The organism is Paenibacillus motobuensis (genome assembly GCF_039521865.1).
GTDB classification, from domain to species: Bacteria; Bacillota; Bacilli; order Paenibacillales; family Paenibacillaceae; genus Fontibacillus; species Fontibacillus motobuensis.
Genome location: NZ_BAAACX010000006.1, coordinates 190,499 through 215,648, shown reverse-complemented (window position 1 = coordinate 215,648; position 25,150 = coordinate 190,499). Strand labels below are relative to the sequence as shown.

The window sequence follows — 25,150 nt, the reverse complement described above, 5'->3', positions numbered from 1 at the left end:
TTGCCTTTTTAAATGATATCTCATTAATCTTTGGTGACATTCGCAACCATTTTATCCAGCACGCTCTTGAAAATCTCCAGATCCCCCGCAGGAATCCCATCCGTCGCATCTTCATGGAAGCTTTGTCCTAATGGCAGCAGCTCCGTTCGTAGTTGCGCTCCCTTGGAAGTCAGGTTAACTCTAATGATTCTGCGGTCCGCCGCATCTCTCTCCCTCACGCATAAGTTGTCTCTCTCCATCCGTTCCAATAATCTGGCTATAGAGGATTCGTTGGCATTCATCTTTTGGGCCAGCTCTTTCTGAGAGATGTTTTTCTCCTCACCGATGAAGAACAGAGCAATCCATTTTACTCGGGTAATATTATTATCCCGCAAGCGTTCATTAAAAGCGTCAACTATTTTCTTGGAAGCTGTATTCGTAATAAACCCGATACAATCCGTTAGATTAAACACAATAAACTCCCTTTCCTGGACATTCAGATAGATAGTATTATAAACCAAACCTACGCTTCATTTATCATATCATCCATCTAAAAAGCCCAGTTGCCGTTTCGGAAGATCGCTTCTTTCCGACCATCCTGGGTAATGCCATCAATGGATAGCTCGGCAGCTCCGATCATAAAATCGACGTGAATCAAGCTTTTATTTACTCCATGCTTCGCCAGTTCCTGTTCATCCATGTCCGTTCCGCCCTCAATAGTAACCGGGTACGCTTGACCCAACGCAAGGTGACAGGATGCATTTTCATCAAATAATGTATTATAAAAAATGACATTCGAATTAGAAATGGGCGAATCATGAGGAACCAGCGCGACCTCGCCAAGATATCTTGCTCCTTCATCAGTATCCAGCAGCTTCTGCAGCGCTTCAGCCCCTTGTTCCGCGCTAAAATCAACGACCTTCCCATCTTTAAATGACAGAGAAAATCCATCGATAATGACTCCGTTATTGTTCAACGGCTTCGTACTGCGAACCGTCCCGTTTACGCCATTCTTGCTAGGCAGCGTGTAGACTTCCTCTGTCGGAATGTTAGGATTGAACCATACGCCACGGGAGTTCTCCTTAGCTCCGCCAAGCCAGACATGTCCTTCAGGAAGCTCAATCGTCAGCGATGTGCCAGGGGCTTCATATTGAAGCTGCTTATAACGTTTATCATTCAAGAAGGTGACCACTTCACTTAGCTTCGCGTTATGGTTGCCCCATGCCTCTACCGGGTTGTCATGATCAATTCGAGTCGCATCGATGATACGTTCCCATAGTTTCTGCTGTGCAGATTCTGGACTTTCGTCCGGAAACACCTTGCTTGCCCATTCAGGAGTAGCATAAGAGATCAGCGTCCATGCGTTATGGTGGGCCATCAAATAACTGCGGTACTTGTTTAGTGCAGTGGCAGCCGTCTTGGCAGCGGTAGCGATCCGTGCAGGCTCAACGCCGTTCAGCAAATCCGGATCCGGAGAGTAAATCTGGATAAAAGCTGCTCCCTTTTCCGCATATTCCTCCATCGCTTTCGCTCGCCATTCCGGATATTCGGTGAATACCTCTTCCGGTGCATGATGGTATTTAATTTTGGACAGCTGATCATCATTGTACTCAACATAGACATTATGAGCACCCGCTTTATACGCATGGAGCGTAATTAATCGAACCAAATCGGCAGCCGTAACAGGTGCCATGACAACTACCGTTTGTCCGGGCTGAACATTAACCCCTACTTTAACTGCAAGCTTCGCATAATTATCCAATTGCTGCTTCGTTGGATACATCTTCATTCCCCCATATTAGTCAAAGTTATTACTCTATTATATCCTTGCTTAGGCGTATCGCGAAATAAATTAACTTTGATAGGATAGATATAACCCCTGCCAGACATCATGTCTGACAGGGGTATAAAACCGGCCTTTTTTAACACGCACTAATAGTAATTATTATACTATAAAAGACTACACACTGGCTGCTGGCTCGACATCCTCTAATTCATCATTAACGCAGCTGATCTCCCAGAAATTTCACGATCCCGTCCTCGGCGTCCTGGGAGTACTCCCAGACCATCGCGCCGCCCAGATCATGCTGATAGATATACTTCACCTTTTCAAGCAGAGCTTCCGGGTCTTCATAGGCGATGAACATATCTCCATTATAGAGATAAGCTGCTTTTGCTTGATCATCATAGTAACGCTTGTAACCATTTTTGTTCAAATATGATTTCTGAATTATCTTGTAGGTAAGATCCTCCCGCTCGATATCAACCGCTTGTCCGGGAGCAAATGCGCCGTTATTCTTACTGTCCTTAACCTTCTTCCAGGCGTAGGAGTATGCAGGAATACCGAGCAACAGCTTCTTGCTATCAATCTCATGATCAAGATACATCGTAATGATCTGGTCGACGCTCGTCTGCGACTTGTTCCCGCGGTCCATATATAGATTGGCGTTAAAGCCAGTCTGATCCGACCATTGGCCGGTCAAATCATAGCTCATTACATTGACGTAATCGACATATTCTGCAACCTTCTGAACCTCAACGTTCTGAAAATACCAATCCTGCGTGCCCGCAGCAAAGGTCAATAGATACCCCTTGCTCTTGAAAGGCAGCCGGTACATCTTCTCCCTCAGCTCTCTCATCAGGCTGGTGAAGTTTTGTGTATCCTCGGGACGTGACTTCTGTGTGTCCCAGGCATGAAATGCAGGATACTCCCAATCGATATCTACACCGTCCAGATTCAGCTCTCGAATCATCTCAACAATGCTCTCCGTAAATAAATAACGGTTGCCGTCCAGTGCAGCATCAGAGAATCCATCTACTCCATATCCGCCTACAGCAAGCACGAATCGCGTTGTAGGATTATTCTCCTTCATTTTCTGAATATTACGTTTGATCTGCTCGTTTGTTACCTCATCCTCATGAAAATAGAGCTTCGTTCCCGCGATCTTCGCAAAGGCAATATAGGCGATATCGACATTTTTCTCGGACAAGCGGACATTGGCTGCATCCCTCCAGGCTTCCACGTACACCGCTGTTATTTTACGGTCGTCTGCGCTTGAGATTTGATAGAAATAGAGGCCCATACCCGCCAGCAATACAATCACAAACACTTTTGTATATATACTGATTTTCATGGAATCACCCTCTTCCGCCAAATAGAATATAGGTCGTTGCCTTATTCAAATTCAAAATCTTGACGGTGACATAACTGATCATAAGGATTAAGGAAATATTCGTTAGAAGGCCCAGAGTCGCCTCCAGTACCGAGGCCTCAAACGCCGTTCTGCCCGACACCATCAACTCGATCAGCAGATGAATCAGATATACGCTGAAGCTAGCTTTGGAGACAGATCCGATCAGTATTTGTACTTTATGATTCACTTTTGCGCTCAGCGTCTCCTCTTTAGCTTGGAAATAAATGAACATGCCGACAGCCATGAAAAAAGTAGTGATAGAATAGTTGCCATAGAACATTTCGTCAAGCACACCTCTGTATACGGACACAAAATAAGTCGCAACAGGGGCAATAAAAAACGAGAGGAAGCCTAGATTGAACAATATATTTTTCATTCTTGCGGGCAGATCAAAATGATATAAATAATAGCCTAATATAAAATAACCGAGATATCCCGTAAAGAACGGAATGTTTAAGAGCGGTATATTTATCCCTGTGCCTGTCAGCCGTTCTACGATATCGTACAGCAAGCGACCCCCGATGCTTATAACAAACCATAAGGTCAAATAATATCTCAGATCCTTCTCACTACAGGCTTTGATGAATTTGCTGAGCAGAGGAACCGTTAAATAAATGGCGATGATCGCATAAAGGAACCAAAGATGCACATAATTACGATCTGTCAGCAGACGATAGCCAAAATCGAGAAAAAATTCGAAGCCATTCATATTGCTGTTCAAAATCACGTATTGGTTGTACAACCCGTAGATTAGCGACCAACTAACCAGTGAGATTAGCAATGGTACAATCCTCTTCTTAAAAAAAGCCTTATAAGAATGAACCTCTGTCCGCAAGATCATAGCTCCACTAATCATAAAAAATACAGGAACAGCAAACCGCGATATGGAGTTGAAAAAATTACTGATCCACCAGGAAGGCGTATTAAAGTTATTTGATGTGGTCAATATTTCCGCCGTGTAATGCAGGGCAATGACAGCAATAATCGATAGAATTCTCAAGCAATCTACGTATATGATTCGTTTATTGGCTATAGCTGTGTTCATAGGAGTCCCCCTTCTATCCTGAATGCGATCCAGATGCGATATTTTGACTGATGGCTGCTACGCCTTTTCTCTCCACGAACCCCCAGCCTTCATCATTATCAAAATACTTGAACGTTCCAACAATATTAATATAAAACAGCAGATTCCGATAAGTGAGCAGATCCAGTTGACTAAAAAGGAACATCCTAATATAGTCTTGAATCTTATAGCTGCTGCCGTATTTCTTGCAGAGGACTAATGAAATCGCTATCTGCAGCGCATTGATCGCCACGGTGATCAGGAAGAAAGTCAACGCGTGGATCAGGTTGCCGTCAGCAAAGAATATCATCTGCATGATATAGACGAGCAGCATAAATGCCGAAAAGGTACCAAGCAGGAAGCCGTCAATAGCAAAGAACAGATTCACCCCTACGCGAAAACGGCTAGATAGCCGTGACCAATAGATCAGAATGCAATCGATGAACGCCTTCTGCCAGCGGATGCGCTGCTTGTAGAAGTTGGGCAAATTCTCTGGGCATTCGGTATAACAGACCGCCTCCGGCGCATATACCAGCTTCTTCCTTAAGCTATTGGCCTTTAAATACTCGTGAATTTTCAAAGTAATATCGATATCTTCGCCAACCGTGCTGCGAAATCCGTTGACCTGAACCAGAACATCCTTGTAAAATGCGCCGAAAGCGCCGGATATGACGACAATGGAATTAAAGAAGGATTGCGTTAGCTTACGTACATAGAAACCGTGTGTATAATTGATGATCTGACTCTTGATCAGCCCCGATCCTCTGAACTTCTCAACAATAGCTCCGTCCCGCTTCTCCGCACCTTGCACAATTTTGACGGTGCCTCCGAGGGCAATAATATCGCTGTTATAGAAGTATTGATTGACGTATTTCAATGCGTCAGTTTCTAGCATGCTGTCGGCATCTAATGTAATGACGATCTCAGATGCAGCGTAATCAATCCCTGCATTCAGAGAGTCAGCTTTGCCGCCATTCTGCTTGTCGATAACAAGGATATGGGGGTAATAGACCGAGCGGTACACGCCTATAATCGGCTTGTAGGCTAACTGATTTCCGGGGGCTCGGCAGTCAGGTTCGAGCTGAAGCAGTTCGTCCAATCTGGAGAGAGTCTCATCCTTGGACCCATCGTTAATGATGATGATCTCATGGTTGCTATAATTCAGGCCGGCCATCGCATCCAGACAATTTTTAATCGTTAGCTCCTCGTTATAGGCCGGAACGAGCACCGCTATCGATTTCTCCACAAGCTCGGGATTTAGCCCTTTTACCTTACTGCAGACAAGGGGAATAATCGTATATAGAGCTTGAAAAATGAGAAATACAGCTGCTGTTACATAAAACAGGTATGACAAAGTAGGGCTCCTCCTCTCTTTCTATCTCTAATCTAAGACTAGCTTAATCTTCGTCCTGTAGTAAAACCGCCTAAAACCGCAAGAAAACGAATACATAGGCCATTTTCATGCCTATTCGCAATCTTGGATTATATTTCCTATATAAGTTAATTTTTATCTTTTTATGTATTATTAGGGATAAATTTGTCCAATTATGGGGGTAAATATCTATCACTTGTGCAAATACAACCATCTTTCTTTTAAGAACAACTTGTTGTATAATTCTTAAAAAACGTTAGATGGTGATCGAATGAATAATAACTATTCTATACACATAGAATCCAGTCCGGCATATGAGCTGATCATAAGCTTGTACACTTTTATCTACAATCAGAAAATGAAGACTATTGATCTGAAAAACAACTGGGTCAAAGAAACCAAAGAGCAATTGCCGCCTCATGTACTGAGCAAATTAGAGGATGAGAGATGGGAGGTATTACACCGGATCGTGTTGCTGGTATCGCAATGCGAGAACAAAGGAAGCGTCGCTGCTTTCCTAAACTGGTTTGAAGGACTATCGGCAGGCGATATTTATGAGAGGCTGGCTCCCTGGGTGGATACGATTTCGACCGATTTGGGTTTGATTCGCGATAAGACCGTCGAGATTCTGTATCTATGGAACGAACATTATTTCCAAAAGTTTGACCCTGCCCTCCTTGCCTTATTGGAACAAAATGCTGAAAACAAACAAAGTAAGGTCAACTCCTATCTGCCTATCGACCTCATTGAAGAGGCTACCAACGGGCTCAGGATAGAGAACTCGGAGCAGCTGGAACGGGTTATTTTAATTCCCCAATATCACTGCTCCCCCATGACGATCCTGGATTTCTTCCATGGTATTGCAACTTGCTTATATCCTATAAAAAAACTGTTAGCGGTTAGCCCGGCTCAAGAAATGCTGGGTGCATTGCAATGCCTTGGCGATGAGACGAGGCTGAATATTTTGCTGTATGTGGCAGAGCAGCCGCGGACACTCATCGATTTGCATAAGCATTTCGGTCTGGCCAAGAGCACCATTCATCATCATATCGCCCATTTAAGGCGTGAAGGAGTCATTCGAAGCCATCTTATAGGCAGCTCGACTCCTGCATATTACAGCTTAAGAGAGAGCTTTATCTCGAAATTTTCAGATGACTTTAGAACTCTGTTCGATCTGCAAGAGGAATTCCCTAAATGAAAAAATTGAAGGCATATTTAAATGATTATCATCCCATCGTTCATAGCTTAATATTTGGAACTGTCTTGATCTCTTTAACGAGCTCAATGAGTTTGCCTTTCTTAGCGATTTACCTCAGCAGCGTTAAGGAATTAAGCCCTTCGCAAATTGGCTTAATTATTGGCCTAGGTTCCTTAGCCGGCACCTTCTGCGGTTTAGTTGGTGGTGTATTGTCAGATTTCATCGGCAGGAACAAGCTGTTGATTATATCATTACTCGGACTCTGCGCCGCTTTCTTAGGATTTGTGTCTACTTCGGAACTTGGTTTATTAGTCTGCTTCAGTATTGTAAGAGGAGTCAGTCAAGCCTTCTTTGGAACGATATCCAAGGCATTGATGGCAGATTTGACCCCAGAAACAAAGAGATTCCGGATGTTCTCCACCCGCTATTTTGCAGGGAATCTAGGGTTTGCCGCCGGTCCTGTCATCGGCGCGCTGCTTGGCATCGGCGGCAATAGGATTGCCTTTGTATTGACTTCTTTCATCTATCTAGGCTACGCGCTGTCTTTAATATTCCTGTTAAGATCCAGTGGCGTTGCAGAGGTGAAGGCTAATCGGGAAGATAGCATTCGTCCCGCCCTTATATGGCAGGTTTTGCGCAGCGATGTACCTCTATTGTTTTTTATACTCGGAGGCATCTTGTTAACGACGGTTTACGGCCAAATGTCAGTTACGCTTTCTCAATATCTCAAGGACCATATCATGGACGGTGTTGCGCTGTTCGCCGTGATGATGAGTCTGAATGGAATTACTGTGCTTATCTTTCAACTACCCTTGAGCCGCTGGTCAGAACGGTATAGTCTGTTGCAAAGAATGATCACGGGGTGTATTTTATTTGCCTGTGGAGAGATTGGTTTTGCAGTTTCACAGAACTGGTCAGGTTTTATCGTATCTATGTTCATTTTCACGCTAGGTGAAATTCTTGTCATACCGGCTGAATATGCTCAGGTGGACGAGATCACTCCTAATGAATTAAGAGGAACGTATTACGGGGCTCAGAGCTTGAGTGAGTTCGGGAATTTCCTAGGTCCGTGGTTTGGGGGTGTACTCTTATCATTATTTAATGGAACGATAATGTTTCTCTTTATGGCCTCGGTCTCCCTGCTAAGTATATATTTCTTCTTTGCGGGCCGACAAAAGTATCACAGAAGAGCACAGTCTATTATAATGACTGAGATCAACTCTCCGGATAGACCAACAAGAGACGTCAAAAACCCCCCGTCAGGCATAACGTCTGACGAAGGATTAATGTAAATCATAATCGCAATATGGATCCCGCCTGCAAGGACAGCAAGCCTGAATACCCTTCCCTGGCCAGGCGGACAATGACCCGGTCCGTCTCGGGCTTGGGGGCATGGACCAATACCGTGTGATGGCTGGGGATCTCCTGCAGCATATAGCGGACATCGTCCAGACCTTGGTGGATCTTATAGCCCATCTGCACCGTCTCGCAAAATGTCTCCTCAGTCTCCCCCTTCAGCAGCCGCCGGGCAAACGTACCTTCACTTGCATGACCCGTAATGACGATTGCGTGATTGGTTGATAATGAGAGACGTTCCGCATACCAGCGGGCACGGGGTGATTCCATCATGCCATCGGTTGTGAAGATGATGAATGGCTCCCCTCCCTCCAGTAATTGCAGCCGTTCCTCCTGGTTTCCTGGTACATATACATGCGGTGCATTCATCGCTTCCACTATCGAATGAAGGCTCCCCGGCTTCAGCCATGCCTCCCACTCGGCCATCTGACGCAGCCCTTCATGGATCGCCCGCTCCAGCAGGATTGGCTGATCGGGGAATGTTCTTAACACCCACACCAGCAGCTCCTGTCCCCGTCCAAATGCGGGAACCGGCAGCAGGACATGCCCGCCTCGCCCTAGCGCTTCGAGCATAAATTGTCGAAGTGCATTCAGCTTCTGCTCCTGGGATTCTTCATCCATTCCGTACGCATTGTCCATAATGGATAAGACCGTCTCTGACATAGACGATGTAGAAGCAGTAGAGCTTTCAGGAAGTAGCTTACCTGGATCATCAGCTGCCAGCAGAGCAGATTCCCGGCTGAAATCTCCAGAGAAGAACAGCTGCTGTCCCTCCATTTGAATTCGGAACCAGACAGAACCGAGCATATGGCCGCTCCGCCCCCACTGCAATGTCAATCCATCGTCCAGATCCAGCCATTGTCCTGCCAAGGCCTCTTCCTCCAGAATGCGAAATCGGAGGGCGGAGATGTGTTTGGGCCCATAGGGCAATTCCCCGTCCCGGCCAGCTACATATTTAGCCCAATTTGCAAAATATAGCTCCAACTGAGATACCGTTGGCTTTGTCGTCCAGATTTCTCCTTGATAACCGTGCTTGTATAGAAGCGGCAGGGCCATAGAATGATCCTCATGGGCATGCGACAGAAATACGGCCGTCAGCTTAGGAATCAGATTGACATCAAGCAAGGGGTATTGTCCTGTTCCCACCTTCTTGACACCGCAATCGAGCATGATCCGATGCTGTTCTCCTGTTAGCACATAACAAGAACGGCCATGCTCGCCGGCTCCACCCCATATTTTCAGTTCCATTAGGCAGTATTCCACTTCTTCCGGGAGCCGAGGACTTCCAGCAGCATAAGCAGAATCGTCGTTACTCCCACCGAGACCACGGCCATCGCCATGCCAAGCGATACTTGCCCCTGCTCGAACTGGGCGTAAATATACGTCGCCGAGGTCTGCACGGACGGAGGCAAGATCAGCAGAGAACCAACAAGCTCGCGCGAAGCAATGGTAAAGGTCATCATCCATCCGGCCAGCATCCCCGGAATGATAAGCGGCAGCAGCACTCTGCGGAATATATATCCCGGCTTTCCGCCAAACACTTGGCCCGCCTGGAATAGCGAAGGGTCGATTTGGGTGAAGGCGCTCTTGACGTACTGCACCGTATAAGGAACAAATAATACAACATAGGTGAGGATAACTATACCATAGGTGTTATATAGCGGGATCGGCATCCACGGGGCATTCCAGAGCAGAATCAATCCTACGACCAGAACAATTCCCGGTACCGTATTCGGCAGCAGGCTGAACAGATCAATCGCCTGCTGTAGACGAGATTTGGATCGCCCGATTGCTACAGCAAACCAGGTGCCGAGCACCACAGCAATCGTAGAAGCAGCCAAAGACAACCATAAACTATTCATCAAAGCCTTCATGCTGGGTGAATTCCAGCCCAGAAGCTCTTTGTAGAAATCGATCGTAAAATTGTTCCAGGCGAGCCCAACTCCGCGCAGCTTCATCGTAGAAGCCGCGATAATGGAGAAATACGGGATGCCCACAGATATGAGCAGAAGCAGAACCGTGTAGATTCCTCCTGCCCATTGCAGCCAGCGGCCGCTGTTCATCGAGGAGTGACGTACACCTTTTCCCCCAACCAGACCATAAGTATATTTGCGGTTCAACAAAGATTGCGCATACCAGACCAGCAGACAAGTCGTTAGCAGTACAGATGCCAATGAGGTCGCCTTGCCGAAATCGATGGGCCAGCTAGAGATATATTTATGAATTTCCGAGGTCATCACTTGGTAGCCTATGCGTTTGCCGAACGTAACGGGCGTACCGAATTCAGCAATCGTCTTAACGAAGACAAGCATGGCTCCCATTCCGAACGCCGATAGCAGCAGCGGAGCAATCACGCGGCGGAAGCGATACAAGAACGGCGCACCCATTACGGCTGCCGCTTCCTCCATATTCCCGCCGATCCGCTCCAGCGCACCGCGCAGCAGCAAGTACAGGAAGGGATACAGATGAAGACTCATAATCGCGACCATTCCTCCAAAGGAGAAGAAGGACTGGCCTAGCCCGGCGAGCCCAGGAGCAAGCTGCTCCAGATAGCCGTTCTTCTGCATGAACAGAATCCAGCCCATCGAACCGATGTAAGGCGGTGTCATGAAGGGAATCAGAAATACGATCTCTAACCAGCGAAGTTGCCCCAGTCGAGTATTGACCATAACCCAGGCGAGCGGCAGCGCAAGCACGGTCGTCCCCAGAATGACGCATACGCCCAGCCAGATTGAGGATAGCATCACCGTCATCATATCGGAATTTGCCAGTGTACGGAACGGAGCTGACCACGTCAGCTCCCTATCCTGATACACGCTTTGAATGAAAATTTCGGCCAAAGGTACAACAATGAGAAGACCAAGAACCAGAAGCGCAAGCACCATCGACCAAATTTTGAATTGACGCTGTAGTACCGTATTATTCATATTATTTGAACAGCTTCGTGAATTGATCAGTTACTACCGGACCATGCTCGCCCATCCATGCCCAATCTGTCGTAAGCAGCGGAATTTCGTCTAAGTTAGCGCGGTTCTCGGCCTTAACATCTGTACGTCCTGGCAGCAATGCTGCATCGGACACTAGCTTCTGTGCTGAATCAGAGAGCAGATAATCAATAAATGCCTTCGCATTCTCTTCATGCTTGGTAGACTTAAGAATGGCTGCAGGACGAGGACTGATAACCGTTCCTTCCTGCGGATAGACAATATCGATCGGCTCGCCCTTGGCCTTCGCTTTATAAGTCATGTAATCTACCGCACTTACTACAACGCTCTTTGCACCAGTAATGACCGGATCAAGCGCTTCTTGGTTGGCGCCAGCCATCGCTACGCCATTCGCTTTGTACTGCTCGAACAGAGACCATCCGCTCTCGCCTTTATCGCTAAGATAACCTGTAATGAAGTCCAGCGCAGATCCGGACAGCGATGGATCGGGAATATTAACCTGGTCCTTGAACTCCGGCTTGGCCAGATCGCTCCACGATGTTGGCGGTGTCGTTACCAGCTTCGTATTATAAGCAATGCCGAGCGCCGATGCGCTTGTGCTGAAGTAATGACCTTCCGAATCGGACCAATCCTTGTTCAGCTTATCGGCATTTTTGGCTTCTGGGTAAGCAAGCGTCAAACCTTCGTTCTTCAGACCTTGTGCTGACGGCAGCGAAGCAAGAATGACGACATCAGCTACCGGATTGGCTTTCTCTGCTTCTAGACGGGCCAGAATTTTACCGGTGGTGCCTTGGAACATCTCCACCTTTACCCCAGACTGCGTCTGGAATTCTTCGATCAGCTTATTCGCTAGTCCTTCCGGACCTGCCGTATATACCGTAAGAATCTTGTCCGCAGCTTGCGCCGGCTTATTCTCAGCGCTAGCCGGAGCTGCTGTATTCTGGCTGGCATTGCCGCTTCCGCAGCCGGCTAATGCGGCGCCAAGTGCTAATGATAGAACGAGCGTACTTCCTTTTTTCCATGCATTACGTGTTAAATTGAACATGATCATTTCCCCTTTAATCATTTTACCTAAATTTTGATTAGTTTTTATTCAAGCAGTGAATGTATCTCTGTGGTACATAGATGGTCAGTTCTGTCCCTTCACCTAGTCGCTCTGGATAGTGGGCCAGCCATGACTCGGCCGCTTCATTCGTCTTCAATCGGACCTCATAACGATCCCCAACATAACTTACCTGAGTTACGACGGTGTTGTAGGACTGAACCTCTTGTTCGCTGCCCGGCTCAAAGCGGATATGCTCCGGTCTGAACATCGACTGCCCGTCAGCCAACCAGTTCGACTTCCCAATGAACCTAGCGACAAACGAATGCTTGGGCAGATTGTAAATCTCCTCAGGCGAACCTTGCTGCAGTACTCGCCCACCCTGCATGACAATCACTTGATCGGACATGGACATGGCCTCAATCTGATCATGCGTTACATAGAGAGCGGTAAGTCCCATTTCGCGGACCAAGTACATCATCTCCAGACGCATCTCATCCCGCAGTACGGCATCAAGCGCACTCAACGGCTCATCGAACAGCACCAGCTTCGGCCGGGTTGCCACGGCTCTTGCGAATGCCACCCGCTGCTGCTGACCGCCTGACAGCTGATGAGGATATCGCTGCTCCATTCCACTGAGCTTGACCTTGTCCAGCGCCTCCATCACCCTGCCCTGAATCCCGTCTTTGCGCCCGGTCGCTCGGAGCCCGAAAGCTACATTCTCAAAGACAGTCATATGGGGCCAGAGAGCGAAGTCCTGGAACACCATCCCGAAGCCGCGTCGATGAGGCGGCACTTCCTTTCCAGCGCCGTACAGAATATCCTCGCCGAAGCGGATGCTGCCCGTATCCGGCTGTTCCAGCCCGGCGATTAAGCGCAGCAGCGTAGTCTTGCCGCAGCCCGATGGTCCAAGCAGCGTTGTGAACTTCCCCTGACGGATGCTCAGATCGGTGGGATGCAGCGCGACATTGCTGCCGAAGCTCTTGCCGAGACCGCTTATGTTCAAATCCATCTGATGATTTCCCTTCCTTGTTCGCATTTGGTACGTTTTCTTGCTCTTACGTTCCTACATAAGTTAGTCTACCTGCGGGAATCAAAGGGAGTATTAGAGTTATGTAAAATGAAAATTAATTATTTCAATGAACTGCGTTTATATTCATAGATTAAATCTATAGGGAGAGAATCTTAGACTATAAAGGCGGGAATGACAGATGATGAACCTTAATTTATTAAAGCTGGAGATTATAGAACTGCTGGAGAAGCACCATAAGATCACCACCGTTGCCGACCTGCTTGGGCTCAAGCAGCCTACTGTCACCTTTCATATGAAAAATCTGGAGCGCGACTTCGGCGTAAAGTTATTCGATGCTCGCATGGGGCGAATTATTTTAACGGATGCCGGCTATGCCCTGCTTCATTACGCAACTAAAATCAATGCACTCGCTGCGGAAGCCCAGCGGGTCGTCAAAGACTTTGATACCCTGCGGCAAGGAACGCTGTCGATTGGGGCCAGCTACGTACCTGCGACATATATCTTGCCCAAGCTGCTTGATAAATTCGCCAAAGCCTATCCGGGCATCCATATCTCTCTATCCGTCAAGACGGCTCCGGCCATCACTCAGATGCTGCACTCGCATCAAATCGATATCGGCATTATTTCCACCGGCTCCTTCCATGAGAACCCATTAAAAGCTTATGCTCTGTGCATGGACGAGCTAGTGCTGGCCTGTTCCCCTGCTCATCCCTTCGCCGCATCTGAAGAATGGACCCCGGAACTGATCGCCGCCTCTTCGTTCGTGCTACATGGCAGGGCATCAAGCACTCGGCGAATAACGGATCAATGGCTGGAACAGCATGGAATTAGCCCCTTCTCCAGACTGGACCTCGATTCTCTGGAAGCGATCAAACAGGCGGTTATGCTTGGTGAGCACATCTCTTTCATTTCCAGAATGGCCGTTCAATCCGAGGCTGACCGTGGCTTGCTGCGGATATGGCCGATCCCCGGTCTCCCTGCAGAACGCCAAGTATATGCGATTACTAATCAGGACCGCTATATGTCTGTAACAAGCAGCCGGTTCATTGAGCTTCTCCAAGAATGGAGCCGTTCTGTCCAATAGCCTCTCTTGGGTAACCAAGAATAAATCTTGTAATTTTTGATCGGAATCAGCCGTTAATTTGATCTGAAATTGACACTTCAGCCTTAGAGTAGATATCGAACCATAGATTTCCATATTACTATTCAAAGGAGCTGAAATGATGAAATTGAACAAGACCAAGATGGGCAAATCCTTTATGATTGCAGCATTGGCCGCGGTAATGCTAGCTACAGGCTGGCAGTCCCCGACGAAGGTAGATGCCGCAGCCAACGCAGTCCCAACCTATGAAGTCAAATTTCTGCTAAGCAATGACACGGTATTGAAGCAGGACTTTACACTAAAGAATGAGGTTAAAGAGGCTTTTCAGATTAATGAGCCTGCAGCACGGATGCTCGTGGAATATTTCGATACAACGGATCTGTCATTGAATGATTCAGGCTGGAATGTACGCTTCCGCAAAAAGGAGGATAAGAAGAAATACGAATTGACGTATAAGAAACGCTATGCCGTGGTGAACGGAGATATCAACGCTGCCTTGACCCAGGCTAACCTCGACGGCTTCAGCGCGGCGGACACGAATTACGAGGCTGAGGTGAATTGGGGCTACGGCAAACAGACGCTGAGCTTCTCGAACGATAAAGAAGAATCGACCTCCAAAGGGTTGAATTTGCCTAATGAATCTGAGGCGCTCAATTTGCTGGTAAGCAAGATTCCTGGCAAGCTTGATAAGACGAATGCGCCAGGTTGGGGAACGGCCAAGTTGCTGCAAGCCTACGCGCATGGTCCGATTCTTGTAAGCAGATACAGCGGCACATTCGAAGGACTGGAGACGGATATTGAGGTGTGGCCGATTATCGGCTCGAACGGCAGCGGAACGGAGTATGTTGTGGAAATCTCCTTCAAGACTGATGACTACCAGACGGCAGCCTCCAAACGCACCAACCTGATGAATCTGCTGAATAACAAAGGCTGGCTCGTACCTGCCGATTCCTTGAAGACGAATCTGGTACTGGAACGCTATTAAGCAGTAGTTATCTAATAATATTGTGCGCAAGCCCGCAGAACGGCCTATCGCCGTCAACTGCGGGCTTTTCAATGGTTTTACATTTTCAATACTTCCCGGTTATCTAGTGGAGTCTGGTGTATTCGAAAAGATACTGTCAAGCTCACGAGAATGAACAACAATTGAAGCGATAAGGCCAAGGCTACAAACAAGCCTCTTGAAGCAATTGTCGCTGGCAATCCTTTTCTCGCAGTTAAGGTTCCTTTTGGCAGCAGCTTACGTAATGGTTGTATCATAATGAGTCCCCCCGCCAGAGCAAGCAAGATCCCCTTCCAATTCGTAATCATGCCCAGCCCGCCTAACAGCATTCCTGTTCCGATTAAGCCTGGACTGCCGTGGTATCCCTCAAGGGTTAATTCCCTAAATCGTAAATTTCTTAACCAATTGCTCTAATTCGCTGCTGGATTGACTTAAGTCTTCTGCTGCTTGCGAGACCGTATCGATCGCCTTCAATTGATCCTGCGTTGAAGCGCTGACTTCCTCCGCAGCAGCAGCCGATTCCTCTGAAATCGCGGACAGACTCTCGATCGACTGTACTACATCATCCTTTAATGTCACTGTTTTCTTCATTTCACCAGACATTTGATTGATAGACTGAATGACTTGATGCATCAATTCCTGAATCGTCATAAAAGCTGTCTCTGTATCTTTAACCGCTGCATTTTGTTCCAGCGTAATTTTCTTTGTCTTGGTCATCGCCTCAGTTGCATTTTCTGCCTTTTCAACAATACCTACAATGGTGTCGCGAATTTGATCGGCATGTTCGGCAGATTTCTCAGCCAGTTTGCGAATTTCCGAAGCAACCACCGAGAAGCCCTTGCCAGCCTCCCCAGCTCTTGCAGCCTCGATTGAGGCGTTCAGGGCCAGCAGATTCGTCTGTCCGGAAATGCCATTCATCGTAGCAGCCACTTCTTTGATATCATTAATTTTCTCAACAAGAATGCTTAATACCTGCTCAATAGATTGGATCTCCTGGAAGGATTCATCTGAACGCGTCTGGAGGACGACCAGCTTATCTCTGCCGTCAACGCTTGCCTCCTGCGTCTTATTGGAATTATGCTGCATTTCATCCATCGTCTCTTGAATTAACGTGAACTGCGAATCCAGATCCATAGTAACGCGCTGCATATTCTCTATGTTGGTCGCACCTTCCATCGAGCCCCTGGCCACATCTGTCATCGCATGAGCAATCTCTTCACTGGTTGCTTTCGTCTCCTCAGACACCGCGCTAAGACTTACAGCCGAATCCGACAACTTCTCAGAAGAGTCCACAACCCGAGATATAACCTCGCGCATTTTTTGCGCCATTAGATTGAAATGACTGGTTAATTGCCCGATCTCATCTTTGGATTTGACATCGCCTTGTACAGTCAGATCGCCTTCGGCCATTAATTGTACCCGGTTCGTTAACTGAGTAATTGGCTTCGTAAAGAATCTAGCAACAAAATAAACGATAATGCTAGCTACGATGATGGCGATTAGCGTAATGATTAAATTCGTCTGCTGGATCTGATTAACGAGCGTCAGCAACTCTTTCTCTTTATATACAGCACCGATCTTCCAGCCCGTCAGATCTGAGGTCGTATAATATGTAATCTTCTTCGTTCCCTCATCCGTGTACTGAAGCTTCCCTTCATCCTTTTTGTACATTTCTGCTACATATGGCTTGTCCATTTGATTCTTGCCGTCTGAATTCGGCAATACTACCGGATCTCCAGCTGAATCCAGAATGAATCCGTAGCCATTGTATCCAACATTGGTCTCATTAATTTGATTCGTAATATGCTCAAGATCCAAATCAAGGGCAATGACGCCCAGAACCTTATTATTCTCTACAATCGCTTTAGAGATCGCAACTTTCATTTTGTTGGTTATCATATCCACGTAAGGCTGGCTAATCTGTACATGATCTTTATTTTCATTGGCCAGCTTGTACCACAGCCTAGACTGTGGGTCATAGGTTGACTCGTATACATTATCCTCAGGATCATACATATTCTTTTTGGAGTCCGCCATATAAATAGCAGATACCTCCGGGTTATTCTTCGTATAGGATTTCATTTCATTTGTCATGGACGAAGTAAGCGTGCCTTTATTCATTAGAATATCTCTAATCTCATCCTGTTCGCTGAATTGTAAAATATCCTTGGCGAAATTATCAATACGCAAATCCGTTATCTGTGTAAGCGACACCGCTTCTTCAGTGCCAATTGAATCCAATTCTTTCTTGAAGCTATCACTCATTTCATAACCGGTTATAAATTGTGAGGTAACCATAGCTACAATGAGCAATAAAGCGAAAATGAGAATAAGCTTGGTCTGTAACCTTTTAAACATGATGAATCCCCCCCTGTGAATGTCAGCGTTACAAAACCATTACTGATTATGTAGAAATATGTCAGCAATGACGTAATAACGTTCCACAAAATATTAGCATAATTTAACTATGTATAACATGTCTTTTTCTATAAGTTCATCGACATTTTTGACCATTTTGTTGTTATCTTCCTGATACCGGTTCCATACGGATATCTTTAATTTCTTCGGGAAGTCGATTGGACATGCTTGGAATCTTTCTAGGGGAATATTCAATGACATCGGATGAGAAAATGTTCACAACCATGTTTCCGCCTCCGGCGAATGCACGGATTAGAACGGGTTGGTTGTATTCATTATCAAATACAAAGTCAGGACCTCCCCAGCTTACCGTCGCATCTCTGCCGGGAGGAACATATGACACATGACGACTGTGGGAATAGCGTTGAACAACCTTCAATCCCGCCCGGTCAACGGCGTTAAATAGTGTCGAGGATACCTGACAGATCCCGCCTCCCACGCCCTCTGACATTTCCCCTCTTACGATAACTCCAGCACGTTTGTATCCTTTGTCGGTCGTACGAATTCCAACTACCTGATTGAAGGAAAAGGTCTCTCCGGGAAATACAACCGTACCGTCAATCGCTTTGGCCGCCAAGGCGATATTATGAGAACGATCTGCATTACCAGAGTTGTAATAGGTTACATAATAGCCAATCTGCTTAGAACGCAGCGAAGCAAGCAGTTCCGTATCTACTCGCGGATAGACTGGATAGGTCGGAACCTCGATCGTAGTAGAACCGCTGCTATACATATATTCATAGTAAGCCTTCAAAAATTCTTTCCTGTTCAGCTTATAGCCATTCTGCTCCGGATCGATCTTTCCCGAACTGTTAATACGCGCGTTAGTTGCTTCCTTATATGTAATCCGATCTAACTCATCCATCCATCGTTCATATCGGCTCATATCGAGAAGAGGAAATACTGGTAAACGATGCGCCTCCCGTGTCAGGCTTGAGATTGGTTTCCCTTCGTGAGTTACCGTTAACTCATCCTGCTGCTGAACAGCTTCAGGGCTCTGGAGCAGCAAGAGAAGCAGATATGATACTGATGTCCATTTCAAATAAATCACTCTTTCTAATTATTCTTGAGGGAATTCACATTCATCCTGATAGTATGATTGGATTTCCAGCGATTCATTCAATTTGGCTGTATGCACCAGCTCAGCTAGGCCTATCCGACTGTATCGTTAAATCAAACAAAAATCCCCTTCAAGTGAATAAATGCCTTGTTATAGCACTTGTTCACTTCGAGGGGATTCGGTTATTACAGAACCTTCTCCAGGAAGCTGATTGTACGTTCGTTCTTCGGATTGCCGAACACTTCTTCCGGTGGACCTTCTTCAACGATATAGCCGCCGTCCATGAATACAACCCGGTCAGCTACTTCACGGGCAAAGCCCATCTCATGCGTAACGATAACCATCGTCATACCTTCGCGTGCCAGATCCTTCATGACACCGAGCACTTCACCGACCATCTCTGGGTCAAGTGCCGAGGTAGGCTCATCAAACAGCATGACATCCGGATTCATCGCCAGCGCACGGGCGATCGCTACGCGCTGCTTCTGCCCCCCCGACAGCTGATTGGGGTAGACATCGGCTTTATCCGACAGCCCGACCCTTTCCAACAAGCGTAGCGCGGTATCACGTGCTTTCGCTGCATCCATCTTCCCTAACTCCATTGGAGCGAACATAATGTTCTTCAGCACACTGAAATGTGGAAACAGGTTGAAGTGCTGGAACACCATACCGATATTTTCGCGGGCTTTATTGATATCTGTCTTCGGATCATTGATGTCTTGATCATCAACGATGACCCGTCCTGCCGTAATTTCCTCCAATCGGTTAATGCAACGAAGAAAGGTACTCTTCCCCGAACCGGAAGGCCCGATCAAGCAGACGACTTCCCCTTCTTGAACCTGCATATCGATTCCTTTCAGCACCTGATTGGCGCCATAGCTTTTCTTCAAGCCTTCGACACGAATCTTACCCACGGCGTACCCTCCCTTCCAGATTGCCAGAAATTTTCGTTAGAACGGTGATAACCACCAGATACATAATAGCGACCACCAGCCAGATATCAAACGAAGCGAACGTTCTTGCAATAATGATCTTACCGGATTGCGTCAACTCGACAAGACCGATCGCAGACAGAATCGAAGTATCTTTGAGTGTAATCACAAGCTGGTTAATAAATGCTGGAATCATTACACGAATCGCCTGCGGAATAATAATCTTCATCATTGCCTTGCGGTAAGGAAGACCGAGCGAACGAGCTGCTTCCATCTGTCCACGGTCAACAGACTGGATACCCCCGCGGATAATTTCTGTCACATAAGCGCCTGCATTCAGACTGAGCGTCAGAATCGCCGCCAAGAACAGCGGCATCGTGAAGCCAAGCGCTTGTGGGATTCCGAAGTAAATGAAGAATGCTAGAACGATCAGCGGAATGCCGCGGAACAAATCGACGAATACGGTAGCTACGCCACGCAAGAAGCGATTTCGACTGACCTTCATAAATCCGAAAATAAGTCCCAGGATAAAAGCGAAGAACAGCGAGACGATCGTATACAGTAACGTCTTGCCTAGACCTTTAAGCAGCGCTGGCAGCGATTCCTGAATCAGCCCCCAGCGGCTTTGACTTATCGGTGCGGAGCCATCCTCGCCGAGATACTTCCCTAGTATCGTCTTATACTCACCACTGGTCTTAAGATTAGCGAGACCCGTATTGAACTTATCCATAAGCTCCTGATTCTTGCCCTTGTTCACGGCAAAACCATAGGAACCGCCCTTTTCCATCTCGGTTACGATTTTCAGTCCATTGTTCTGTTCCACTCCGTATCTTAGGACCGGATAATCGTCGAAGCAAGCTACAGAATTACCCGTCTTCACATCGTCATACATCTGTGAGGATTCATCAAACGGCACGATCCTGAAGCCATATTCCGCAGCGATGGATTCTGCGAACCGATAGCCTTCAGTCCCTGTCTTGACTGCAACCTTATTCCCTTTCAGATCCTCGTAGCTTTTGATGCTGTCATTATTCTCTTTAATCCCCATAACTACCCCGGAATCATAATACGGTTCAGATAGATTGAATTTCTGCTTTCGCTCATCGGTAATACTCATCCCTGCGATGACACCATCAACCTGTCCTGATTCCAGCGCCTGAACAGCCGCATTGAAGCCGAGCGGCTTCACTTCATACTTGAAGTTTTGATCCCGGGCAATTGCCTCTAATAGATCCATGTCAATGCCGACGAATTTGCCGTTCACATCCTGAAATTCAAACGGTGCAAACGTAATGTCTGTACCGATCACATAAGTTTTGCCAGAATTCGGCTCTGCCGCGACTCCTCCTGTCCAGCCAGACAAGCCGGTCAGCATGAAGAGCAGCAGTGTTATGGTAAACAATGCGAGCTTTTTAGATTTCATATGTTCTCCCCTCTTCAGTCCACGCCCGAAATTTCTCCTCTTCATCGTTTCCTCATGGCAGGTTTCCTACCATCAGATAAGTTATTTTAACAAAAAATATATCGATCCTGAAAATACAATTTCAACCAATGGGGTATGAGCTACTTTATATTCGAGCATGGAAAACCCCGTCACTGCGCTGTTTTCATTAACTTTCGCACACGCAAAACGACTTGTGATCAAAGTTTTTTATAGCTCTAATAACCACTTCTCCCCATTCACCATTTCACAAATTTGTGTAATGCTCCCAGCGTTAAGTTAATAAAAGTCTAAGCTCAGCAGGATGATAATATGCACTAAACAGCAAAACCATCCTGGCTATGGATTTACCACAGCTGGATGGTCCTAAGGATCATTTCTATTCCTCGTAAATTTGCGTTAACATACGGCCAAGCTCCTGGAAAGCCTGCGCTTCTTGCTCGCCTTCGACCTCAAGTCTAATCTCATCCCCGGCTGAGATTCCAAGCGTCAGCAGACCGAGCGGACTTTTCCCATTAGCTTGCTTATCGCCTTTATATAGAGTCACCTGACAAGGGAATGCATGGGCCTTCTCGGCGAAAGATTTGGATGGTCGCGCATGAAATCCTTGCGGGTGTATGACGGTAAATACTTGCGATATCATCGTTATGCTTCACTCCTCAGCTGGTTATTTACGAAATCAAGCACCTCTTGTTGACTGCTCATGTTCAGCGCTTCTGCCGCAAGCCGTGACCATTCCTGCCTGGACAACCGTGACAGCAGTTCCCGCGCCGGAAGCACGGATGATGCGCTCATGCTGAACTCATGCAGACCAAGACCAAGCAGCAGTGGAATAGCTGATGCATCCCCCGCCATTTCCCCACACATCCCCGCCCATTTACCGTGACGATCCGCAGCTTGAATGACAAGCTGTACCATACGGAGGATCACTGGATGATGCGGTTGGTATAAGTAGGAGACGGATTCGTTCATCCGGTCCGCAGCCATCGTATATTGAATCAGATCATTAGTTCCAATGCTGAAGAAGTCCACTTCCTCTGCTAATAGATCCGCAGCAAGGGCAGCAGCCGGAGTCTCGATCATCATGCCAACCTCAAGATCGCTTGCAACCATAACTCCTTCTTGCTCCAGACGAATCCGTTCTTCGTTCAAGATTCGCTTCGCTTCACGCAGCTCACTCAATAGGGAGATCATCGGGAACATAATAGCCAGCTTCCCATGCGCACTAGCTCTGAGTAGTGCTCTTAGCTGCGTACGGAACAGATCCTCCCGATCCAGACATAGACGGATAGCCCGGAGGCCAAGGAACGGATTCATTTCTTGCGGCAGCTGCATGTAAGTTAGCTCCTTGTCTCCCCCGATGTCGAGAGTTCGGATGACCACCCGTTTGCCGTTCATTTTCTCCAGTACATGCTTATAGACGGAATACTGCTCCTCCTCCGAAGGGAATGTTGAACGTCCCATATACAAGAACTCTGTGCGGAACAATCCAATCCCATCAGCACCATTGTCCAAAACCTTCTCCAGATCCTCGATCCCGCCGATATTCCCCGCTAATTCCACGTGTACTTCATCCGCAGTCACCGAGGGGCGATCCACATAGCTTTTCATTCGCAATACATCATCTTCATATTTACGCTTGCGTTCGGAGTAATCTTCCATCTGGCTACGCGAGGGATTCACAATAATTTCGCCACTCGTCGCATCCAAAATAACGGTGTCGCCTGTTCTGATTTGTGACGCATCGCTTCCCGCGCCAACTACAGCTGCAAGCTCCAAGGAACGAGCCATGATGGCAGAATGAGATGTACGGCTGCCGATTTCCGTAACAAAGCCGCGTATATAATCCATATTCAGTTGGGCCGTATCCGATGGGGTTAAGTCCTTGGCAAATAGAATGACCTCGTCATTCAGCTCGGAGAACATATGATGCGCACGTCCCTCCAGCTTGTTGATCACTCGTCTCGTAATATCCCCGACATCCGCTGCCCGTTCGCGCAGCATTTCATTGTCCATTGAGCGCAGCGCGTCCATAATCGCTGCTGCCACTTCATACAAGGCAAATTCCGCACAGACGCCCTCTCTATCAATTCGAGCCAATGCCGCATCGGTCAATTCCGGATCATCCAGTAGAAATAGATGCGCTTCGAATATTTCTGCCTTTTGCGGCCCTAACCGTTCCAGGGTCTGCTCCCTGATCCGATCGATATCGACCTTTGCTGATTCAATCGCTTTCTTTAGACGCCGCATCTCGGCAGCTCTGTCTTCAATCTCTTCACGCTGTGGTATGGATTCTTCCATTTCCAGCCGGTAAGCCTTCGCGATAGCAATCCCTGGTGAAGCAGGTACGCCAGTCAGTAAATGGCTCATTCCAATCCCTCCTATTATAGAAGCCAAACTAGCTTAATTAGGAGTTTAGCTTCTACTTTCTCTATTTATTTCTTATATGCATCTATCACGGATTGAGTTAATTCATGCGAAAGATCAAGCCCGCTTATGTCAGCAAAGGCCTGGCGAACGCCCTTTTCAGCAATCAATTCCTGCAGCTTCACGGCTTCAAGATCCTCCGAGTAATCAAACTTGAGGGCCAGCGCCATGACTCTGGCCAAATGCTCGGTAACGCCCCCTTGTTCCCAGGCTTTAAGCGCTGGCCGAACTAGACGATCCTCAGGCGACAGCTTACGGATCGGAGAACGCCCAACTCTAACGATCTCATCGCTAAGATATGGGTTGCGGAAACGATTCATAATTTTACGGATATATTCCTCATGCTCCTCTTCCTTGAAGCCGTAAGCTTCCACCAACATGCTCCCTGTCTCCTGCAGCGCTCCGTACACGAGGTTGATCACTTCTTCATCTTTCACTGCTTCCAGGATCGTTGAATATCCTTTGCGATAACCGGCGTAAGCCGTGCTGCAGTGGCCCGTATTCACAGTGAAGAGCTTGCGCTCAATGTAAGGAATCAGATCGTCAACATAGTGAACCCCGCTAATCTCATGCGCATCGTTGAACATCTGCTGCCGATCGATGACCCACTCATAGAACGGTTCCACCGTGACTTCAAGCGGATCTTGATGGTGTTGCATAGGCACGATACGATCCACAGCCGAATCTGGAAAAGCAATCAGCGTGGCTGCCGTTTCCTGCTCCTGAACTGATAACAGCTTCATAACATGCTCTTTTAATTGCGTACTCGCTCCGATCGCATTTTCGCAAGCAATAATATGCAGCTTAGGGCCGCCGAACTCCATGCGCAGTTTAATTCCTGCAGCAATGCCCGGAGCGATATGCTTAAGAGTCGTTACGCCAACGGCTGTCGTAATGAGATCAGCTGAGGCAACCTCTTTGGCAACCACAGCAGCATTTCGACCGTCAATAGCGGATACATTATTAACCGGGATACGCTGCTCTGATTCATCTGCGATCTTGACCTCATAACTTCCGCGCTCTTGCAAAGCCCGAATGACCGTCTCATTTACATCCGAGAAGACGACATCATAGCCAGACTCGGACAATAAGAGCCCGATAAACCCTCTGCCGATATTGCCCGCGCCAAAATGAAGGGCCTTCATTCTTCCATCCCGCTTTCAAAGATCATCAGAATCTCTTCAGCGGATGTAGCAGTACGAAGACTTTCCATGCTGTCCTCATCGGAACAGACCATAGCGAGGCTGGTCAGAATCCCCATATGTTCTCCCCGCTGTGCCGCAACCCCAACGACAAGTACTGCCGGCTCATCTCCACCAAAATTTACACCGTCTGGAATTTGCAATACAGCAAGTCCTGTCGATTTGATCATGGCTTTGGATTCATTCGTGCCATGGGGGATCGCAAGCCCGGAACCCATATAAGTAGACAAATTGTCCTCGCGTTCAATCATTTTCTCAATATAATCCTCGTGAACATGCCCGGTATCAACCAATATTTGACCAACTAAGCGAATCGCTTCGTACTTGTCCGATACCTTCACGTTTAATCGAATCTGTTCTGCGGATAAAATACTCATCGATGA

The 25,150-nt window shown here is 47.2% G+C and carries 22 protein-coding genes; 4 read left to right on the top strand and 18 right to left on the bottom strand.

The genetic code is table 11. From position 1 onward, the window contains the following. Window positions 1–23 precede the first annotated feature (23 nt). The 5 genes from ABD014_RS04820 to ABD014_RS04800 form a co-directional block, all read right to left on the bottom strand. Entirely contained in the window at window positions 24–452 is a 429-nt protein-coding gene (locus tag ABD014_RS04820; RefSeq protein WP_343858124.1) for a MarR family winged helix-turn-helix transcriptional regulator, read from the bottom strand. Between the two features lie 77 nt (window positions 453–529). Beyond that, complete coding sequence (locus ABD014_RS04815; RefSeq protein ID WP_379341106.1) at window positions 530–1,768, bottom strand: aminopeptidase; 1,239 nt, start codon at window positions 1,766–1,768, stop codon at window positions 530–532. A 211-nt stretch (window positions 1,769–1,979) separates the two neighbouring features. After that, entirely contained in the window at window positions 1,980–3,113 is a 1,134-nt protein-coding gene (locus ABD014_RS04810) for a glycoside hydrolase family 18 protein (RefSeq protein ID WP_343858119.1), read from the bottom strand. 4 nt (window positions 3,114–3,117) lie between these two features. Then, window positions 3,118–4,218, bottom strand: coding sequence for an acyltransferase (locus tag ABD014_RS04805; protein ID WP_343858116.1), 1,101 nt, complete (start codon window positions 4,216–4,218; stop codon window positions 3,118–3,120). Window positions 4,219–4,231: 13 nt separating this feature from the next. Further along, a complete protein-coding gene (locus ABD014_RS04800) occupies window positions 4,232–5,590 on the bottom strand; it encodes a glycosyltransferase family 2 protein (RefSeq protein WP_343858113.1) in 1,359 nt (452 codons plus the stop codon). Between the two features lie 289 nt (window positions 5,591–5,879). Here ABD014_RS04800 and ABD014_RS04795 point away from each other — a divergent pair, with 289 nt between their 5' ends. After that, complete coding sequence (locus tag ABD014_RS04795; protein WP_343858109.1) at window positions 5,880–6,806, top strand: ArsR/SmtB family transcription factor; 927 nt, start codon at window positions 5,880–5,882, stop codon at window positions 6,804–6,806. After that, entirely contained in the window at window positions 6,803–8,098 is a 1,296-nt protein-coding gene (locus tag ABD014_RS04790) for an MDR family MFS transporter (RefSeq protein WP_343858107.1), read from the top strand. The genes ABD014_RS04795 and ABD014_RS04790 overlap by 4 nt, the downstream gene beginning before the upstream one ends. Window position 8,099: 1 nt before the next feature. Here the strand turns inward: ABD014_RS04790 and ABD014_RS04785 are convergent, their stop codons facing one another. Genes ABD014_RS04785 through ABD014_RS04770 form a run of 4 tightly spaced genes read right to left on the bottom strand, consistent with a single transcriptional unit; the run spans window position 8,100 to window position 13,161 of the window. Continuing rightward, window positions 8,100–9,410, bottom strand: coding sequence for an MBL fold metallo-hydrolase (locus tag ABD014_RS04785; protein ID WP_343858105.1), 1,311 nt, complete (start codon window positions 9,408–9,410; stop codon window positions 8,100–8,102). Beyond that, window positions 9,410–11,089: an ABC transporter permease gene (locus ABD014_RS04780; protein WP_343858102.1), complete on the bottom strand. Its 1,680-nt coding sequence runs from the start codon at window positions 11,087–11,089 to the stop codon at window positions 9,410–9,412. Before ABD014_RS04780 ends, ABD014_RS04785 begins: the two co-directional genes overlap by 1 nt. A gap of 1 nt (window position 11,090) precedes the next feature. After that, complete coding sequence (locus tag ABD014_RS04775; RefSeq protein ID WP_379341099.1) at window positions 11,091–12,152, bottom strand: ABC transporter substrate-binding protein; 1,062 nt, start codon at window positions 12,150–12,152, stop codon at window positions 11,091–11,093. Window positions 12,153–12,189: 37 nt separating this feature from the next. After that, window positions 12,190–13,161: an ABC transporter ATP-binding protein gene (locus ABD014_RS04770; protein ID WP_343858097.1), complete on the bottom strand. Its 972-nt coding sequence runs from the start codon at window positions 13,159–13,161 to the stop codon at window positions 12,190–12,192. A 202-nt stretch (window positions 13,162–13,363) separates the two neighbouring features. Here ABD014_RS04770 and ABD014_RS04765 point away from each other — a divergent pair, with 202 nt between their 5' ends. Together ABD014_RS04765 and ABD014_RS04760 are read left to right on the top strand one after the other, a co-directional pair. After that, on the top strand, window positions 13,364–14,266 hold the full coding sequence (locus ABD014_RS04765; RefSeq protein WP_343858346.1) for a LysR family transcriptional regulator: 903 nt from the start codon (window positions 13,364–13,366) through the stop codon (window positions 14,264–14,266). A gap of 139 nt (window positions 14,267–14,405) precedes the next feature. Next, complete coding sequence (locus tag ABD014_RS04760) at window positions 14,406–15,269, top strand: CYTH domain-containing protein (protein ID WP_343858343.1); 864 nt, start codon at window positions 14,406–14,408, stop codon at window positions 15,267–15,269. Window positions 15,270–15,346: 77 nt separating this feature from the next. On the opposite strand, the gene ABD014_RS04755 is transcribed toward ABD014_RS04760, so the two are convergent. From ABD014_RS04755 to ABD014_RS04715, 9 genes are all read right to left on the bottom strand, one after another. Further along, window positions 15,347–15,595, bottom strand: coding sequence for a hypothetical protein (locus ABD014_RS04755; protein ID WP_343858095.1), 249 nt, complete (start codon window positions 15,593–15,595; stop codon window positions 15,347–15,349). A 73-nt stretch (window positions 15,596–15,668) separates the two neighbouring features. Beyond that, complete coding sequence (locus ABD014_RS04750) at window positions 15,669–17,645, bottom strand: methyl-accepting chemotaxis protein (RefSeq protein ID WP_343858093.1); 1,977 nt, start codon at window positions 17,643–17,645, stop codon at window positions 15,669–15,671. 163 nt (window positions 17,646–17,808) lie between these two features. Next, a complete protein-coding gene (locus ABD014_RS04745; RefSeq protein ID WP_343858090.1) occupies window positions 17,809–18,747 on the bottom strand; it encodes a VanW family protein in 939 nt (312 codons plus the stop codon). 203 nt (window positions 18,748–18,950) lie between these two features. Continuing rightward, entirely contained in the window at window positions 18,951–19,679 is a 729-nt protein-coding gene (locus ABD014_RS04740; RefSeq protein WP_343858088.1) for an amino acid ABC transporter ATP-binding protein, read from the bottom strand. Next, window positions 19,672–21,072, bottom strand: a complete 1,401-nt coding sequence (locus tag ABD014_RS04735) for an amino acid ABC transporter substrate-binding protein/permease (protein WP_343858341.1) — start codon at window positions 21,070–21,072, stop codon at window positions 19,672–19,674. The genes ABD014_RS04740 and ABD014_RS04735 overlap by 8 nt, the downstream gene beginning before the upstream one ends. Before the next feature lie 445 nt (window positions 21,073–21,517). Next, window positions 21,518–21,781 (bottom strand): HPr family phosphocarrier protein, encoded by a 264-nt coding sequence (locus ABD014_RS04730; protein WP_343858085.1) that lies wholly within the window; start codon window positions 21,779–21,781, stop codon window positions 21,518–21,520. Between the two features lie 2 nt (window positions 21,782–21,783). Beyond that, complete coding sequence (ptsP, locus tag ABD014_RS04725; protein ID WP_343858083.1) at window positions 21,784–23,508, bottom strand: phosphoenolpyruvate--protein phosphotransferase; 1,725 nt, start codon at window positions 23,506–23,508, stop codon at window positions 21,784–21,786. 65 nt (window positions 23,509–23,573) lie between these two features. Next, window positions 23,574–24,710, bottom strand: a complete 1,137-nt coding sequence (locus ABD014_RS04720) for a mannitol-1-phosphate 5-dehydrogenase (protein ID WP_343858080.1) — start codon at window positions 24,708–24,710, stop codon at window positions 23,574–23,576. After that, window positions 24,707–25,144 (bottom strand): PTS mannitol transporter subunit IIA, encoded by a 438-nt coding sequence (locus ABD014_RS04715; RefSeq protein ID WP_343858078.1) that lies wholly within the window; start codon window positions 25,142–25,144, stop codon window positions 24,707–24,709. The genes ABD014_RS04720 and ABD014_RS04715 overlap by 4 nt, the downstream gene beginning before the upstream one ends. Window positions 25,145–25,150: the final 6 nt, after the last annotated feature.

Bases quoted from the DNA above. Each gene is read 5' to 3' on its own strand.
- ABD014_RS04815 (WP_379341106.1), bottom strand. From the start codon at position 1,768: ATGAAGATGTATCCAACGAAGCAGCAATTGGATAATTATGCGAAGCTT.
- ABD014_RS04810 (WP_343858119.1), bottom strand. From the start codon at position 3,113: ATGAAAATCAGTATATATACAAAAGTGTTTGTGATTGTATTGCTGGCG.
- ABD014_RS04805 (WP_343858116.1), bottom strand. From the start codon at position 4,218: ATGAACACAGCTATAGCCAATAAACGAATCATATACGTAGATTGCTTG.
- ABD014_RS04795 (WP_343858109.1), top strand. From the start codon at position 5,880: ATGAATAATAACTATTCTATACACATAGAATCCAGTCCGGCATATGAG.
- ABD014_RS04790 (WP_343858107.1), top strand. From the start codon at position 6,803: ATGAAAAAATTGAAGGCATATTTAAATGATTATCATCCCATCGTTCAT.
- ABD014_RS04785 (WP_343858105.1), bottom strand. From the start codon at position 9,410: ATGGAACTGAAAATATGGGGTGGAGCCGGCGAGCATGGCCGTTCTTGT.
- ABD014_RS04780 (WP_343858102.1), bottom strand. From the start codon at position 11,089: ATGAATAATACGGTACTACAGCGTCAATTCAAAATTTGGTCGATGGTG.
- ABD014_RS04775 (WP_379341099.1), bottom strand. From the start codon at position 12,152: ATGTTCAATTTAACACGTAATGCATGGAAAAAAGGAAGTACGCTCGTT.
- ABD014_RS04770 (WP_343858097.1), bottom strand. From the start codon at position 13,161: ATGGATTTGAACATAAGCGGTCTCGGCAAGAGCTTCGGCAGCAATGTC.
- ABD014_RS04765 (WP_343858346.1), top strand. From the start codon at position 13,364: ATGAACCTTAATTTATTAAAGCTGGAGATTATAGAACTGCTGGAGAAG.
- ABD014_RS04760 (WP_343858343.1), top strand. From the start codon at position 14,406: ATGAAATTGAACAAGACCAAGATGGGCAAATCCTTTATGATTGCAGCA.
- ABD014_RS04755 (WP_343858095.1), bottom strand. From the start codon at position 15,595: ATGATTACGAATTGGAAGGGGATCTTGCTTGCTCTGGCGGGGGGACTC.
- ABD014_RS04750 (WP_343858093.1), bottom strand. From the start codon at position 17,645: ATGTTTAAAAGGTTACAGACCAAGCTTATTCTCATTTTCGCTTTATTG.
- ABD014_RS04735 (WP_343858341.1), bottom strand. From the start codon at position 21,072: ATGCTGACCGGCTTGTCTGGCTGGACAGGAGGAGTCGCGGCAGAGCCG.
- ABD014_RS04730 (WP_343858085.1), bottom strand. From the start codon at position 21,781: ATGATATCGCAAGTATTTACCGTCATACACCCGCAAGGATTTCATGCG.
- ptsP (WP_343858083.1), bottom strand. From the start codon at position 23,508: ATGAGCCATTTACTGACTGGCGTACCTGCTTCACCAGGGATTGCTATC.
- ABD014_RS04720 (WP_343858080.1), bottom strand. From the start codon at position 24,710: ATGAAGGCCCTTCATTTTGGCGCGGGCAATATCGGCAGAGGGTTTATC.
- ABD014_RS04715 (WP_343858078.1), bottom strand. From the start codon at position 25,144: ATGAGTATTTTATCCGCAGAACAGATTCGATTAAACGTGAAGGTATCG.